We start from the raw sequence: 15,576 nt of genomic DNA, 5'->3' as shown, positions 1-15,576 counted from the left end.
GGTTCTGGTTTGCCGGAAATGAAAATTGTTTCTTTTTCATTAGTGGGCACACCGGAAGGATTTACCCTTCTTGTCCGCTCTGTCATGCGTTTTCTAAATAGCTGTCACTGATTCTTCAAGACCGGAAGGCTGCGAATGCCCGGCACACAGAAGGCGGAGCCGTTAAATGGTATCGGCCGGGCGGTGGCCCGCCCGGCCGAATTGGAATTGCAGCTTCACCAGCCGTCACACGATCCTGGTGCCTGCCAACGGGCGGCCGGCCTTATCTGTAACTGAAAAGCCCGTCCCCCTGCAGGAAATTCCTGGGGGAACCTTCAGACAGCTTTCGGATCAGTGCTGCCTCTTGCGGATACCGGGCGATGAGTCCGTCAACTTCGGCGCTTGTGGGAAGCGCTGAATCGGAGGGCTCGTATCCGGGGCTGAGGCTGCAACTGACGAGCGCAAAACCGGGGCCCGCCAGTTCCGCACCAAACCACGTTGAATGGGGAGCCAACCCGTTCAACGTTTGGCCGGCGTCGAAGTCTGGGCCGAAGACCGTCTGCGAGTAGCCCGACTGCGAAGAGAAGACGTGCAGCCGGACGGGTGCGCCCAAGTGGAAGAACCACAACTCGTCCTGTTTGAGGGTGTGCAGTTGCAGAACCTCCCCGGCCTTGAGCAGGTACCAGTTGGAGCTGTAGAGCGGATGGTCCACGTCGAAGCGGGCGGGCAGCGCGGAGCCGGGGACCAGCTCGTTGCTGGTCATGGCGGGCGCTATCCAGCCGCCGGCCCCGCACGCTTGCATGTGCAGGCGCTCAATCCAGAGCCCGGCGCCGGATGCCTCATCCAGCGGGAGCCCTGCCTCAGCCATTGATGGGATCCTTCAGCGAGAAGCACACGGTGATGCCAATGATGGTCTCGGATCCCAGCGCCCGCAGCAGCCCCTTTTGGGTGACGATGTCCACGTTCACCATGCCGCCATCGAGGGTTGGCACGGCGATGGTTTCGTGGAAGTTCAGCAGGGGCTTGCCGCTGGCCATGACCATTTTGTCATGTGCCACATGCTCGGCCCGTGAATCTTGGTGGCCGATCAGCTCCTCCTTGGTCATCCCCACAAGGTCGGCGAAGTTCTGGTTCACCCAAAGGAACACCGAGTTTGCGTCCTTCACGACCCAGTACACGCCGTCTTGACGGTCCAGTACGTCGGCAACGCTCATGGGTGGAGTGGTGGGCAGAACGACCGGGTTCGGCACCGGCCCCGCATTCACGACGCGCTCCCGGCATCGCCGGAATCGGCCAACTTGTCTGCCAGGTCCTGGGCCAGGGCCACCATGGTCATGGTGGGGTTCCAGGATCCGCCGGTGGGCCAAAGTCCGCCGCCGGTGACGTAGACGTTGTCGACGCCGATCAGCCCGTAGTCAAGTCCGACAGAGGCCTGTGCCCCGTCCCCAATGGGCAGGGAAGAGCTTTCGTGAACCAAGCCCGGGACACGCCGTTCGGCAATGCTGGGGCGCTCGGCACCCCAGGATCCCGTGTTCGGGTCGCCATGCCAGTACTCGACACGGGCGGCACCACCGGGAGAAAGCACCCGTTCCATCATCTGGAACGTCCCTTCATCCATGGTGTTCCATGTCTCTTCATCCGTGCTGTTGGCCAGCACCTGCAGCGTGACGTTCGTGGTCGGGTCCGCCCCGCCATTGGCCCTGAAGTGGTTTTGTGCGTTGTCCTCGTCCAGCTCACCCAGGACCGCGCACACAAACACCAGGTAATCCTCGGAGGACAGCAACTGGGCCATGGACGCGGTGGACACCACGTCCGGGGCGTAGCGTTCGGACTTTTGCGCGTTTTCCACCGGGTTCCGGTCCGAGAGAACTGAGAGCTGAACGTGATACTGCATGTGTGCGGGGCTCTCGCCTGCCAGATAGATGGCAGCCAGTTCCAGATCTCCCAATTCTTGGGCGAAGTCGAAGTCCTTGCGGGGGACCCTGGCCACGACGGACGTGATGAAATGGGCACTGAACTGTTCACCGGCGTTGGGAACCTGCGGGAAGGAATTCTGCACCAGGGTTGCGGGCGGGAGTGTTCCCATGGCGAGGACCACATTGGCTTCGCCGACCTTCACGACGCCGCGGCTGGTCTGAAGCGCCGTGGCCTTGCCGTCCTGCTCCAACACCCGCTCCACGGTGCAGTCGGTGACGATGCGCAACTGATTGCCCTTGCCGGCCTTCCACAGGGCGTCCTGCTTGTTGGCAAGCTCGAGCAGCACCGCCGGGGTGGAGAACTTGGCAAAGTCCACGCCGGAGGCGACCCCGGTGGCTGCCGCCAACGGGGCAGGCATGCTCCGGGTTGCCGAGGTGATCCGCCCCAGGCCCTTCGCCATCATGGTTTGCAGCCTCCGCTGCATTGTTCCGTAAACCGGGCGGGTCTCGGCAATAATCTTCAGTGCCTCGGCCGGCTGTCCCGCATCGACCTGGTCAGCCGAGATGACATTGAGCAGCTTCTCAGCCGACTCAAAGTGCTTTTGGGCTGCCTCGATCACCGGGGCGGGCCAGCCGCGCATCTCGCTCTCCAAGGGTCGCGGGCACCATGCACTCCACATGATCGAACGCCCGCCAAAGAACGGCACCATGCCGTGCTGCCAGGAGATGTTCCCGGCCGGCTGGTTCGCAGTTGCTGCGGCCAGGGTCCAGGGGAAGGTCTCGGAAAGACCGCCAAGAGTCTGCTTGTACGGCAGGGGCAGGTTCTGGAAGTGCTGGGGAAGGAAGAACGGGCCCCGTTCGATGATCAAGATCTTCGCAAACGGGTTCGCGGAAAGAGTGCGCTCTGCAAACGCATAGGAGCAGAATCCCGTCCCGATGATGATGTGATCGAATTGCTCTTCTTCCCGGGCCGCCTTCCACCCGCCCTCAGAAAGGAAGAAAACGTGGTTCATGACTTTCTGCGACGTGGGGTTTTGCGGCCCCGGTGTCGGGAATCCGTAATTGAAATTTTGGGACGAAGAAACTGCACTCAATTTGCTACCTCCATCTGCCGGAAGTTACTCACGGCCCTGTGATCACAATTCATCTGCCTTGCAGCTGAACCCGTGTCCCCCCAATAAGGGCCACAAGCCCCAGCTAACCACCACCCAATCGAAATTAATACAGCGGACCGGATAATATTTACCTAACCGGTCGTCTAATTTGGGCGGCGCGTCCCAGGAGGCCTGCCCGGGACGCCGCTTCGGCAGCCGGCCCGGCGTCCCGAATGGCACCACAATTCCAGCCCGGTAGACTGGAGGGCAGGAATCATCATCAACACAATTGAGGGTCTCTTGCCTGACTTCATCGCCCGATTTGCCACCGCCGCCGAGATTGAATCGTGGGACACGCTGGTCACAGCCAACCCCAATGGCGGCAACCTCCTGCAGTCGGAAGCCTTTGCGGCAGTCAAGAAGAACTACGGCTGGAATCCCCAGTTCCTGGTCTTTGAGGGCCCCAACTACACAAGCTACAACCTGGTGCTGGAGAAGTCCTTCCCCGCTTTGGGCAAGCTCTGGTACCTCATCAAGGGCCCGGACGTGGCCGATGTCAGCGACATTCCCGCCATGCTCGCGGCACTGAAGGTGTTCGTCAAGCGGGCCAGGCTGAACGTTTTCGCCGCGAAGATCGAGCCGGACATTGTGGCATCCGAGGAAGCGCGCGCCGTGCTGGAGGGGGCAGGCCTGGTCAAGGTCCCCGACCTGCAGCCCAACGACCACACCGCCCTGCTGGATATTTCCCCGGAGCCCAACGAGCTGCTCCGCAAGCTGCACTCCCGCGGCCGCAACGCCGTGCGCCGGGCCCTGCGCGAGGAGGTGGAAGTGGTGCGCATGGAACCCACCGAGTCCACCATGCGTTCCATGTACGACCTCATGGTGGGCACCATCGCCGCCAAGGCCACCACCACGGCCCGCGACTTTGAGTACTACCGCCAGTTCTGGACCGAGTTCAGCCGCCGCGGCCAGGGGCGTTTCTACTTTGTCTACGAAGACGGCGTGCCCTCCGTGGGCGCGTTCGTGATCAACTACGGCGCCAAGGGCACGTACAAGGACGGCGGCTCGCTGCAGAAGCGCAAGCAGTACGGCGACTCCCACCTGGTCCAGTGGGTTGCCATCAACGACATGAAGGAACTCGGCGCCCGGGAGTATGACTTCTGCGGCACGCCGCCCTCCGACCGGCTCAAGGACCCCACGCACCCGCACCACGGCCTGGGCCTGTTCAAGACCAGCTTCACCAAAACTGTCACGGATTTCGTAGGTTGCTACGACCTTGCGTTGAGCCCCGTGCGGTATAAATTGTGGAGCAAGGCGGGCGAAAGGCTGTTCCGGCAGTTGTATACGCGCCGCACCGGCAAGCAGTTTTATTAGACGTACGACGGCGTGGCCCCCTTGGCCGGCCCCGGCAGCAGATCCTGCCTGGCGGCTGGGGGACGGGCGCCCAGGGAGCATGAATGACCATAAGTCCCAGCGATCGGGAACAGGCGGCTGCCGGGAACCCGGCGCCCAAAATCTCCGCGGAGCCTCCCGCCCCGGGCGGTTCCGGCACGCCTGCCGCACCGCCGGTTCCCACCGGCAACCCGGGCAAGGCCAAGCGCGAGGGGATGGCAAAAGCCGCCGGTGACGGTGCGCCGTCGACCCCGGCCGGCAGCCCCGGGAAGGTGAAGCCCTCCGGCCTGCTGCCGCCCGCCAAGCCGGGCCCCCGGAAGGTTCCGGCGCCGCGACCGCGTGCCGGATCGGCGCCGCCGGCGGGGCTCATTCCCGTGGTGCCGCTGCCGAGGCCGAACAAGGCTGCCAGGAGTGTGCTGCGCAAGCTGGTCCAGGGAGAGGCGCCGCCCACGGCGCCCATGAACATCGTGGACCGGCTGGCCGGCAGCCCCTACGCCAACTTCACCATCCAGGTGGGCAAGGCGGAGGAGTCGGCCCGCAAGACCATCGACTTCGCGCTGCGCCTGGCTGAAACCATGTTCAGGTACGGGGCCGGTGCGCTGGAGGTGGAGACATCCATCATCGCCGTCACTGCGGCGCTGGGCCTGCGCAACATCGAGGTGGACATCACCAACCAGTCGGTGGTCATCAACTACGCCCCGCGCGATGCCGTGCCCATCACCCTGCTGCGCGTGGTGCGGTCCTGGACCAACAACTACGCCGGGCTGGTTGAGGTCCACGAGCTGGTCACCGAAATCACCAGCGGCGGCGTCACACGCGACGAGGCTTACCGGCGCCTTGACGTCATTGTGAAGAAGCCCAAGCCGTTTCCACGCTGGCTGGTCTCCATGGCCGAGGCCGTGTTCGCCGCCGCCGTGGTGGGCGTCATCGGCGGCACCATCGTGGGCATGCTCGTCTCGTTCGTGACGATCCTGCTGGCCAGCCAGGTTTCCCGCGTCCTGGGCAAGTGGCGGGTGCCGGACTTCTTCGTCACCGGCATCAGCTCCTTCATCGTCACGATGGTGGCGCTGCTGTGCTTCATCCTGCACCTGCCATTGAGCCCCTCCGTGGTGGTGGCGGGCGGAATCCTGCTCATGCTGCCCTCGGGACGGCTCGTCTCGGCCGTGCAGGATGCCATCAACGGCTTCCCTGTCACCGCGGCGGGGCGGTTCCTGTCCGCGTTCCTGACCTTTGGCGCCATTGTCGCGGGCATCGCCGTCGCACTCGTGGCCTCCGTGGTGTTTGGCGGGGACCGGCTTGACGTGGCCGAAACCATTAGCGGGAGCCTGCCGCTGTACTGGGTGCTGGCGCTCGTGGCAGTGGCGACCGTGGCGATCTGCATTGCCGAACAGACCGCCATCAAGCTGCTGCTGCCCACCATGGGCGTGGCGCTGGTCGGGTACCTGGTTTACTACGCGGGCATGGAACTGGGCCTCGGTGGGCGGTTTGCCCCGGCCGTGGCCGCCGTCGTGATCGGCATGCTGGCGCGGATCATTGCGTTGCGGCTGGGTGCGCCGCAGCTGGTGGTGGCTGTGCCGTCCATCATCTTCCTGCTGGTGGGCCTGTCCATTTTCCGGGCCATGTTCGTCATGACCCTGACGCCGGACGATTCCGTCACCGGCGCCGTGGGGATCTTCAACGCCCTGGTCATCATCCTGGCAGTGGCCGCCGGCGTGGTCCTGGGCGACAACCTGGCCCGGCCGTTCACCCGCAGCCTCAACGGCCCGCGCGACAGGCGCCGCAACCGCCGCCGCTAGCTCCGGCTGTTTCCGTTGACCCACCCGCCGGTGCATCCTCGACGGGTGGGTGCCCCTGCACTTTCCCGGCAGCGGGAAGCTAGAGGATCTTGCCGATCGGTTCCCTCTTCTCGGCCTGGAAGAAGTCCTCGGTGCGTCCGTAGGCCCAGTATCCGGAGAGGGAGACCTGGCTGCGCTCCAGCCCGCGCTGCTTGAACAGGAGATCGCGCATGGCCTTCATGTATTCGCGTTCGCCGTGCACAAAGGCGCACACCGTGCCCTCGGGCCAGGGCCCGTTGGCGACCGCGTCGAGCAGGGCCGTGCTGGCATCGGGCGTGGTTCCATTGCGGAACACCCAGGTGAGCTCGACGCCGTCGGGCTTGCCGATGGGCTGGATGTCCGCGGCGGTTTCCACTTCAAGGTAGGCGTGCCCCACGGCGGCGGCCGGCAGCGACTCGAGTGCGGCGGCGATGGCCGGCAGCGCAGCCTCGTCACCGGCGAACAGGTGCCAGTCGGCGTCGAGGTTGGGCTTGTAGGCACCGCCGGGGCCTGAAAAGATGATGCGGTCGCCCGGCTTGGCAGCGGCGGCCCACGGCCCGGCGAGCCCGGCGGAGCCGTGGATGACAAAGTCGATCGCGATCTCCTGCGACACCGCACAGAGCCAGCGCACGGTGTAGGTGCGGGTCACGGGCCAGTGCTCGCGCGGCATGGTCTCGCGCAGCGCAAACACGTCCACCGGCTCCGCGTACTCCACCTCCGGGTGCAGGAAGTGGATCTTGACGTACATGTCCGTGGCGTCCTTGGGTTCAAAATTCGCCAGCTCCGGGCCGCCGGCAACGATCCGCACCATGTGCGGGCTGAGCTGCTCGGACCGGATGACGCGCAGTGTGAACTGCTTGCGCGGCTTGACGGCGGGGGCCACCACGGCCGGCGCTTCACTCGGGGTTGAGGTCACAATGATCTCCTGTCGCCGGGCGTGCCGGCCTGCGGGCGCGGCCAGCGCGCCAAGTTAGGTTGTCCTAACTAGTCTAGTTCACGCGGGCAGCTTCCACTCCACGGGGGAGGCCCCTTGCGCTGAGAGCAGATCATTGGCCCGGCTGAACGGCCTGGAGCCGAAGAAGCCGCGCGACGCCGACAGTGGGCTCGGGTGCGCAGACTCGATCACGGCCGTCCCCTCCAGCAGCGGCGCCAGGCGCTGGGCGTCCTTGCCCCACAACACGCTGACCAGTGGCTTGTTCCTGGCGGCCAGGGCGGCAATGACAGCCTCGGTGACTTCTTCCCACCCGCGACGGCGGTGCGAGCCTGCCGCTCCCGGCGCCACCGTGAGCACCCGGTTCAGCAGCAGGACGCCCTGCCCGGCCCAGGCGCTGAGGTCCCCGTGCGCGGCAGGGGCAATGCCCAGGTCCGCCTGCAGCTCCCTGTAGATGTTGTTCAGGCTGCGCGGCAGGGGCCGGGTCTGCCTGTCCACGGAGAACGCCAGACCCACCGAATGGCCCGGCGTGGGGTACGGGTCCTGGCCCACAATCAGGACCTTGACCTCCGCCATGGGGGAGCCCAGGGCGCGCAGCACCCTGGTGGGCGGGGGCAGGAAGCGGGTGCCGGCGTCGTACTCCCCGGAGAGCATGGCGCCCAGGGTGCGCAGGACGGGCTCGAGCGGGGCCAGCTGCTGCGCCCAGTCAGGGGACAGCAGCTCCAGCGGGTTCTGCTCGAGCTGCTTCAGTGCCGCCAGTTCCCGGGCGTTCCAAGGGGCGGGTTCGGGGAGGTCGAAGAGGGAGGGTGCGCTGTCCATGGTTTCCATTGTGGTCCATGGCCGGTGTGCGGTTGATTCCTCCACAAGGGGAGCCGGGGGAGCAGCTGTCCACGGATTCACAAATGACACAGCTGTCATTCGCCTTTATCATGGACAGTGCGGGTGATGAATTGTGCCCGGGAATGCAAAGATTTTCAAGAGAGGGCTGTTGTGGCTGAAGCCATTGCGCACGGGCACGTCCCGGCGGACCACGCGGGCCCCTCCGAGGGCGGCCTCAGTGGGCGGGACCGGCAAATGCTGGACCTGGAACGGCAGTGGTGGAAGTATGCCGGTGCCAAGGAGCAGGCCATCAGGGACATGTTTGATCTCTCGGCCACGCACTACTACCAGGTGCTCAACGCGTTGATAGACACGGAGGCTGCGCTGAGCTATGACCCCATGCTGGTCAAACGTTTGCGTAGACTACGTACGTCACGTCAACAGGCCCGATCGGCCCGCCGACTGGGCAACTGACGCCCTATCGCCCAACGTACGCACAAGGACTGCACTGCACTATGAGTAAATACCCGCGCGATGAATTTGATGCCGTCGAGGAGAATTCGGCCCGTTACGGTGTCCACAGGGCCTCGATGGAGACCCAGTCGCGCTCGCTGTTGCCCATGATGATCGTTGGTGTGGCTGCCCTGTGCATCGGACTTTTGGCGTTCTTCCTCATGCCCAAGGTGCTCAACAACAACAGCTCTCCCAATGCCGGGAAAACCTCGACGGCGGCCAGCGCACCTGCCAGCGTGCCTGCCTCCGAACCCCCCGCCCCGGCCACGTCCGAGCCTGCCCCCGAGCCCACGCCGGAGCCCACACCGGAGGCGGTCGTGGACAAGGCTGTCCCCGTGGCCGTCTTCAACGCCGCGGGCGTCGCCGGACTGGCGGCCCGCTACTCCGACACCATTACGGCCGACGGATGGACTGTGGCGCAGGCGGCCAACTGGGCCGGGGTCCCGCAGGCAACCTCGGTCATCTATTACAGCGACCCGGCACAGAAAGACAATGCGGCAGCGCTGGGCGCCTTGTTGAACATCCCCACGCAGGTGGAGTCGGCCGAGCTCGGCCTTCAGCTGGCCGTGGTGCTGGGCCCCGGCGCCCAATAGCGGCCTGGAGCTCCGCCACCCGGTGAATCCGGGAAGGTCCAGCACCCCATCAGCACGCAGCGCGGGCCGCAACATGCCAAATGCAACAAGCAACGCCCCCAAGAAACTTCTTGGGGGCGTTGCTTGTTGCCGGCGGCGCCGGTGGCGGCGCTGCCTGTTACTCCTTCAGGGGGACGCCATTGGCGTCGGTGCGGAAGTTCTCGCTGCCCACCAGGATCAAGATGCCTTCGATGAGGCCCCAGATGCCGATGGCCCAGGCAAGGAAGCCGAAGCTCAGCACCGAGACGAGCAGCTGAATGAGGGCCTTCTTGTTGTAGCCGAGGTAGAAGTTGTGGATGCCCAGGGAGCCGAGCAGGATGCCGAGGACACCGGCAACGACTTTCGACTTCTGGGCCCCGGCCACGGCGAAGCCGGGCTGCTGGTAGGGCTGCTGGTACGGGGCGCCAGGCTGGACGTTCTGCTGCGGGTAGCCCTGGGGCTGCTGGTAGGCCGGTGCCTCCGGTGCCGGGGCATCGGGCTGCCCGTAGCTGGGCGTGCCGTAGGCGGGCGGCACCGGGGTGTCCACCGGCGCCGGCTGGTCGTAGCCGGCCGGAACTTCCGTGGGCTTGTTCAGGCCCAGCGGGTTTTGCTCGGGTTGGGTGTTCTCACTCATGGGTGTCTCCTGCTGCTGGTGCGCCGGCACAATCGGCTGCCTGGAGGCAGATGGATCTGTCTTATGCGAGCGTGTGCGAATGTCGTCTCACTCAACGGTATCGGGTTCGCCCCGTTGTCGAAAGGAAAGCGCGCTGGGAGATGTAATGTTTCGCGGGAAACCCGCCCCCAGCGTATTGCCGGCCGTTCGCCTGAAGCACACAAGGCCACTCCCGCTTGCACTCTGTGGTGCCGAGTGCTAATTATTGAGTTAGCACTCTGAGGTGGTGACTGCTAATTTTTGGCTACCCACCGCCGTCGGAGGATTGATCTTTCCTTGTTGGGTGAGGCATTGCCGCCGCTGTAAATAGGTCAGTGGCAGGCAGGGCCGTCCGTCGCGGGCACCGCAATGGGGATTTTTACGTCCATAATGACTGTCCCGAAAGGACTGAAGCCTCCATGGCCAAGCTCATTGCATTTGATGAAGAGGCACGCCGCGGCCTTGAGCGCGGGTTGAACATCCTCGCTGACGCCGTCAAGGTCACCTTGGGCCCGCGCGGCCGCAACGTCGTTCTCGAAAAGAAGTGGGGCGCCCCCACGATCACCAACGACGGTGTGTCCATCGCCAAGGAAATCGAACTTGACGATCCTTACGAGAAGATCGGCGCAGAGCTGGTCAAGGAAGTCGCCAAGAAGACTGACGACATCGCAGGCGACGGCACCACCACGGCCACCGTGCTGGCCCAGGCCCTCGTCAAGGAAGGCCTGCGCAACGTTGCTGCCGGCGCCGACCCGCTGTCCCTGAAGCGCGGCATCGAAAAGGCCGTTGAAGCCGTCATCGAGCAGCTGCTGGCTTCCTCCAAGGAAATCGAGACCAAGGAAGAAATCGCCGCCACCGCGTCGATCTCTGCCGGCGATCCCGAAATTGGTGCACTCATTGCCGAAGCCCTGGACAAGGTCGGCAAGGAAGGCGTCATCACCGTCGAGGAGTCCAACACCTTCGGCCTGGAGCTTGAGCTCACCGAGGGCATGCGCTTCGACAAGGGCTACATCTCCGCCTACTTTGTCACGGACACCGAGCGTCAGGAAACGGTTCTTGAAGACCCGTACATCCTGATCGTCAACTCCAAGATCTCCAGCGTCAAGGACCTGGTTGCCGTCCTCGAGAAGGTCATGGCGTCCAACAAGCCGCTGCTGATCATCGCCGAAGACATCGAAGGCGAAGCCCTTGCCACGTTGATCGTGAACAAGATCCGCGGCCTGTTCAAGTCTGTTGCCGTCAAGGCTCCCGGCTTCGGCGACCGCCGCAAGGCCCAGCTGGCTGACATTGCCATCCTCACCGGTGGCCAGGTCATCGCCGAGGAAGTTGGCCTCAAGCTCGAGAACACCACCCTTGACCTGCTGGGCAAGGCTCGCAAGGTTGTTGTCACCAAGGACGAGACCACCATCGTTGACGGTGCCGGCGACGCTGAGGCCATCGCTGGCCGCGTTGCACAGATCCGTGCCGAGATCGAAAACTCCGATTCCGACTACGACCGCGAGAAGCTGCAGGAGCGCCTGGCCAAGCTGGCCGGCGGCGTTGCAGTCATCAAGGCCGGTGCCGCAACCGAGGTTGAGCTCAAGGAGCGCAAGCACCGCATCGAAGATGCAGTGCGCAACGCCAAGGCTGCCGTTGAAGAAGGCATCGTCCCCGGCGGCGGCGTGGCCCTCATCCAGGCCGGCGTCACCGCATTCGACGGCCTCAAGCTCACCGGCGATGAAGCAACGGGCGCCAACATCGTCCGCGTTGCCATCGATGCACCGCTGAAGCAGATCGCCCTCAATGCAGGCATGGAGCCCGGCGTTGTGGTGGACAAGGTCCGCTCACTGCCCAACGGCCACGGCCTGAACGCTGCAACCGGCGTCTACGAGGACCTGCTCGCCGCAGGCGTCAACGACCCGGTCAAGGTGACCCGCTCTGCCCTGCAGAACGCGGCCTCCATTGCCGCACTGTTCCTCACCACCGAAGCGGTCATCGCGGACAAGCCTGAGAAGGCTGCCCCGGCCGGCGGCGGCGACGACATGGGTGGCATGGGCGGCATGGGCGGTTTCTAACCCCCAGGCTTTCCATTTTCACCTGCCAAGGGCGTCCTTTCCATCACGGAAGGGGCGCCTTTGGCGTTGAATGTCACCGCCATCTGAAAGTATGGACCCATGACGATTGTTGCTGCAGCCGATGGTTCGGCCCTTGGAAATCCCGGTCCCGCTGGCTGGGCATGGTATGTGAATGAGAACTGCTGGCGTGCCGGCGGATGGGACCACGGCACCAACAACATGGGCGAGCTCATGGCCGTCCTGGACCTGTTCAAGTCCACGGCACATGTGCCGGAAGAGCCGCTGCACATCTTGTGCGACAGCCAATACGTCATCAACAGCGTCACCAAGTGGATGCCGGGATGGAAGCGCAAGGGCTGGAAGAAGTCCGACGGAAAGCCTGTCCTGAACCTTGACCTCCTGAAGGAGATCGACGCCGCCCTGGTGGGCCGCAACTACACCTTCGAATGGGTCAAGGGCCATGCGGGCCACGAACTGAACGAGGCTGCCGACGACCGTGCCCGCGCGGCCGCCACGGCCCACCAGGGCAAGCGCCTGCCCAATGCGGGCCCGGGTTTCCCCGGGGCCGGCCAGGCCGCTGCAGTGCCGCCCGCGGCTGCCACTCCAGAGGCGGCGCAGCACGGCCGTGCGGCCCCGCTGTTTGCCGAGCCTGCCCTCTTTGAAGACGCCGGGCAGCCCGACCTCTTCTCCATGCTGGACGACGAGCCCGACCCGTCGTTTGCCGGCGGCAGGGAATCACAGCTTGAAGCCGTCATCGACCTCGAACGGGAGCTGCTGGCTCCCGCCGTGCGTGCTGACCCGATCAGGCTGGGCGAGCTGCTGCACCCTGACTTTGAAGAGATCGGGGCCTCAGGCCGGGTCTGGTCCCGGCAGGCGATCCTGGAACTGCTGGCCGATGAGGCAGCCGCCGAGGTGGGCCTGGACGTCCTCAGCCTCAACCAGGTGGACGGCAACTCTGCTCTCCTGACGTACCGCAGCCTTGCTGCGTCGGGCAACGCGCTGCGCAGCTCGCTGTGGCAGCGGCATGACGGCCAGTGGCGCCTGCGCTTCCACCAGGGGACGCGCGAGGCGTAGGACCCGGCCTGAGCAAGGCGCCGGCACCTGAGGATGTCAGCGGATGCTGAACATGCGTGCGTTGGCGTCCTCGGCCTGGGCGTACTGGCTGGCGGCCATGGACAGGGCACCATTGATGCTTTCCAGTGACGACTCCACCTTCAGCTCGGTTGCATGCCATTCCTGGAGCAGGGCCTGGAAGTTGGTGGCTGCTGCGCCAGTCCACGTGGACTGCAAGTCCAGGACGTTGCGTTTCATGGCATCAACCTCCATCCGGATGCGGTCCACGGAGCCGCGGACCGCGGAGCTTTTGAGCATGAGGTCGTCGCTGTTGACGTTGAACTGTGCCATGGGAGTTGCCTTTCCGTAACGGCTGGAATGCCTGGATTTGGATGACAAGTCCCAGCCTAGGAGCGCGAAACACCGGGGAAAACCCCAGTGTGCCCATCTGTGGACGGCCGCCGGTCCGGCCTAGGCTGTGGAGGAATCAACGTCCGCGGATTCCGTGCCGGGCGCATCGTCCCGGGGCGTGCCTGCCTCCCCGGCGGATTCGTCGGCGGCGTGGAACGGCAGCTGGATGACCATCGTGGCGCCGCCGCCGGGTGTCTGCTCCAGGCGCACCGTGCCATCGTGCGAGGCGACGATGGCCGAGACAATGGCCAGGCCCAGTCCGCTGCCGCCGGTGTTGCGGTCGCGGGAGGAATCGGCGCGGTAGAAGCGCTCAAACACGCGAGGCGCCTCCTCCTCGGAGATCCCGGGGCCGTGGTCGCGGATCTTGATGACGGAATACTTGGCCGGGCCTTCGGTGCGGGTGCCCACCATGATTTCAATCGGGGAACCGTCCGGGGTGTAGCGAAGGGCGTTGCCCATGAGGTTCGCCACGACCTGGCGCAGTTTCGCCTCGTCCCCAAGGCCGGGCGCGGGGGTGCCGGGCCCGCCGTCGAGCCCGATGACCTGGAAGGTGCGGTCACGCGCGGTGGCACGCGCATCCAGCACGGCATCGTGGCCGATGATCAGCAGGTCCACGGGCTTGAGCTGCAGCGGGCGCTGCTCGTCGATGCGGGCCAGCATGAGCAGGTCTTCGACGAGCTCGCCCATGCGCTTGGCCTCGCTCTCAATCCGGCCCATGGCGGTGCCGACGTCCTCCGGGGTTTGCAGGGCGCCGTGGCGGTAGAGCTCGGAGAAGCCACGGATGGTGACCAGGGGAGTGCGCAGTTCGTGCGAGGCGTCTGCCACGAAGCGGCGCATCTTTTTTTCCGATGCCGTGCGGGCGGCAAAGGCGCTTTCGATGTGGGCCAGCATGGTGTTGAGGGAACCGGACAGCCGGCCCACTTCCGTGGCGGGGTTCTCAATGTCGACGCGGCGGGAGAGATCGCCCGCGGCAATGGCTGCGGCCGTCTTTTCCACCCGGCTCAGCGGCCGGAAGGACCGGCTGACGGTCCAGTACGCGATCATGGTGCCCATGGTGACGGCCAGGATGGCGACGCCGGCAATCACCACCGCGAGCCGCTCCATGGTCAGGTTCAGTGCCTCGTAGGGCAGCCCCACCACCACATAGCCCGTGTAGATGCTCTTGGCGCCGGAGGTATCGGTCAGCGTGAAGTTCTGCGGGGCAATGACGGTCAGGCGCCAGGGGGCGCCGTCGTCGCTGCTGGGAACCGTGAAGATCTGGCCGTTGAGGGCCTCGGCGTCCGCCATGGAGAACGTGGGGTACACGGGCTTGTCCTGGCCCCGCCGGTTCTGGTCCGCCTTGGTGCCGTCCGAGTAGTGGAAGCTCACATAGTAGTCAAAGGCGAACGGGGACTGGCCCGTGTTCTGCGAATCCACCGTCCCATAGCCCACGATCGAGCGCTGGAAGGTGGTCAGCTGCGTGTCCATCTGGTCTTCCAGAAAGGAGTGCAGCAGGAGAAACGTCGTGGCGCCGAGGGCCAGCAGGGACACGCTCAGGAGCGCGCTGATGATGGCCACCAGCTGTGAACGCAGGGAGGCGTTTTTCCACAACGTAATCAATGGATTGGCGGTGCGCTAGCGCTTGTCGGGGGTCCGCAGCACGTAGCCCACGCCGCGCTTGGTCTGGATCAGGGCAGGCAGCGAGGCGTCGATGTCCACCTTGCGGCGCAGGTAGGAGATGTAGGACTCGACAATGGAGGCGTCGCCGTTGAAGTCGTACTCCCACACGTGGTCAAGGATCTGGGCCTTGGACAGCACGCGGTTGGGGTTGAGCATCAGGTAGCGCAGCAGCTTGAATTCGGTGGGGGAGAGCTCCACCGTCTTGCCGGCGCGGCGCACCTCGTGGGCGTCGTCGTCGAGCTCCAGGTCCGCAACGCGCAGCACGGCGTCGTCGTCCTCGAGGGGCTGGGTGCGGCGCAGCACGGCACGGATGCGGGCCACCACCTCATCCAGGCTGAACGGCTTGGTGACGTAGTCGTCGCCGCCCACCGTCAGGCCGGTGACCTTGTCCTCGGTGTCGTCGCGGGCCGTCAGGAACAGCACGGGGAAATGGCGGCCGGCCGCACGCAGGCGGCGGGTGACCGTAAATCCGTCCATGTCCGGCAGCATGACGTCAAGGACGGCAAGGTCGGGGTTGTGCTCTTCGGCCGCGGCCAGGGCGTCGCGCCCGTTGGCTGCGGCGATGACCTCAAACCCGGCGAAGCGCAGGGAGGTGGAGAGGAGTTCGCGAATATTGGGCTCGTCGTCAACAACGAGCAGCTTGGCTTCAGGTCCGGTCTTTTTCACCATTTCAGTCTC

Annotated in this window: 15 protein-coding genes; 6 read left to right on the top strand and 9 right to left on the bottom strand. The window is 65.0% G+C overall.

The features are described 5' to 3' along the window. Window positions 1-262: 262 nt before the first annotated feature. Genes JOF48_RS03670 through JOF48_RS03660 form a run of 3 tightly spaced genes read right to left on the bottom strand, consistent with a single transcriptional unit; the run spans window position 263 to window position 2,908 of the window. Window positions 263-847 carry a cupin domain-containing protein gene (locus tag JOF48_RS03670; RefSeq protein WP_209677403.1) on the bottom strand — a complete coding sequence of 195 codons (585 nt, stop codon included), beginning with the start codon at window positions 845-847 and terminating at the stop codon, window positions 263-265. Next, entirely contained in the window at window positions 840-1,193 is a 354-nt protein-coding gene (locus tag JOF48_RS03665) for a PAS domain-containing protein (protein ID WP_209677401.1), read from the bottom strand. Before JOF48_RS03665 ends, JOF48_RS03670 begins: the two co-directional genes overlap by 8 nt. A gap of 47 nt (window positions 1,194-1,240) precedes the next feature. Continuing rightward, window positions 1,241-2,908: a GMC oxidoreductase gene (locus JOF48_RS03660; protein WP_209677399.1), complete on the bottom strand. Its 1,668-nt coding sequence runs from the start codon at window positions 2,906-2,908 to the stop codon at window positions 1,241-1,243. Window positions 2,909-3,289: 381 nt separating this feature from the next. On the opposite strand from JOF48_RS03660, the gene JOF48_RS03655 reads away from it, so the two are divergent. Beyond that, window positions 3,290-4,363, top strand: a complete 1,074-nt coding sequence (locus JOF48_RS03655; RefSeq protein WP_209677397.1) for a lipid II:glycine glycyltransferase FemX — start codon at window positions 3,290-3,292, stop codon at window positions 4,361-4,363. An 83-nt stretch (window positions 4,364-4,446) separates the two neighbouring features. Beyond that, window positions 4,447-6,177 carry a threonine/serine exporter family protein gene (locus JOF48_RS03650; RefSeq protein ID WP_209677395.1) on the top strand — a complete coding sequence of 577 codons (1,731 nt, stop codon included), beginning with the start codon at window positions 4,447-4,449 and terminating at the stop codon, window positions 6,175-6,177. 79 nt (window positions 6,178-6,256) lie between these two features. Here the strand turns inward: JOF48_RS03650 and JOF48_RS03645 are convergent, their stop codons facing one another. Together JOF48_RS03645 and JOF48_RS03640 are read right to left on the bottom strand one after the other, a co-directional pair. Further along, entirely contained in the window at window positions 6,257-7,111 is an 855-nt protein-coding gene (locus tag JOF48_RS03645; RefSeq protein ID WP_425353701.1) for a siderophore-interacting protein, read from the bottom strand. A 78-nt stretch (window positions 7,112-7,189) separates the two neighbouring features. Next, a complete protein-coding gene (locus tag JOF48_RS03640) occupies window positions 7,190-7,945 on the bottom strand; it encodes a uracil-DNA glycosylase (RefSeq protein ID WP_245346388.1) in 756 nt (251 codons plus the stop codon). A 171-nt stretch (window positions 7,946-8,116) separates the two neighbouring features. Between JOF48_RS03640 and JOF48_RS19510 the strand changes: the two genes are divergently transcribed. Together JOF48_RS19510 and JOF48_RS03630 are read left to right on the top strand one after the other, a co-directional pair. Continuing rightward, window positions 8,117-8,419 (top strand): DUF3263 domain-containing protein, encoded by a 303-nt coding sequence (locus tag JOF48_RS19510; RefSeq protein ID WP_425353700.1) that lies wholly within the window; start codon window positions 8,117-8,119, stop codon window positions 8,417-8,419. A 41-nt stretch (window positions 8,420-8,460) separates the two neighbouring features. After that, window positions 8,461-9,051 carry a LytR C-terminal domain-containing protein gene (locus tag JOF48_RS03630; RefSeq protein WP_209677391.1) on the top strand — a complete coding sequence of 197 codons (591 nt, stop codon included), beginning with the start codon at window positions 8,461-8,463 and terminating at the stop codon, window positions 9,049-9,051. Window positions 9,052-9,208: 157 nt separating this feature from the next. On the opposite strand, the gene JOF48_RS19505 is transcribed toward JOF48_RS03630, so the two are convergent. Beyond that, window positions 9,209-9,703: a TM2 domain-containing protein gene (locus tag JOF48_RS19505; RefSeq protein WP_245346387.1), complete on the bottom strand. Its 495-nt coding sequence runs from the start codon at window positions 9,701-9,703 to the stop codon at window positions 9,209-9,211. Between the two features lie 437 nt (window positions 9,704-10,140). Here JOF48_RS19505 and groL point away from each other — a divergent pair, with 437 nt between their 5' ends. Then, window positions 10,141-11,775, top strand: a complete 1,635-nt coding sequence (gene groL / locus JOF48_RS03620; protein WP_209677389.1) for a chaperonin GroEL — start codon at window positions 10,141-10,143, stop codon at window positions 11,773-11,775. Between the two features lie 99 nt (window positions 11,776-11,874). Beyond that, a complete protein-coding gene (locus JOF48_RS03615) occupies window positions 11,875-12,849 on the top strand; it encodes a ribonuclease HI family protein (RefSeq protein WP_209677387.1) in 975 nt (324 codons plus the stop codon). A gap of 36 nt (window positions 12,850-12,885) precedes the next feature. On the opposite strand, the gene JOF48_RS03610 is transcribed toward JOF48_RS03615, so the two are convergent. The 3 genes from JOF48_RS03610 to JOF48_RS03600 form a co-directional block, all read right to left on the bottom strand. Then, on the bottom strand, window positions 12,886-13,179 hold the full coding sequence (locus tag JOF48_RS03610; RefSeq protein WP_209677385.1) for a WXG100 family type VII secretion target: 294 nt from the start codon (window positions 13,177-13,179) through the stop codon (window positions 12,886-12,888). Between the two features lie 120 nt (window positions 13,180-13,299). Continuing rightward, complete coding sequence (locus JOF48_RS03605; protein ID WP_209677382.1) at window positions 13,300-14,838, bottom strand: sensor histidine kinase; 1,539 nt, start codon at window positions 14,836-14,838, stop codon at window positions 13,300-13,302. A 15-nt stretch (window positions 14,839-14,853) separates the two neighbouring features. Then, the gene (locus JOF48_RS03600) at window positions 14,854-15,564 is read right to left on the bottom strand and encodes a response regulator transcription factor (protein WP_342591324.1); all 711 of its coding nucleotides are present in this window, start codon (window positions 15,562-15,564) and stop codon (window positions 14,854-14,856) included. Window positions 15,565-15,576: the final 12 nt, after the last annotated feature.

This window comes from Arthrobacter stackebrandtii (genome assembly GCF_017876675.1).
Lineage (GTDB): Bacteria > Actinomycetota > Actinomycetes > Actinomycetales > Micrococcaceae > Specibacter > Specibacter stackebrandtii.
Note: the sequence above shows the minus strand (reverse complement) of the source record. Positions and strands in the feature narration are given on the sequence as shown.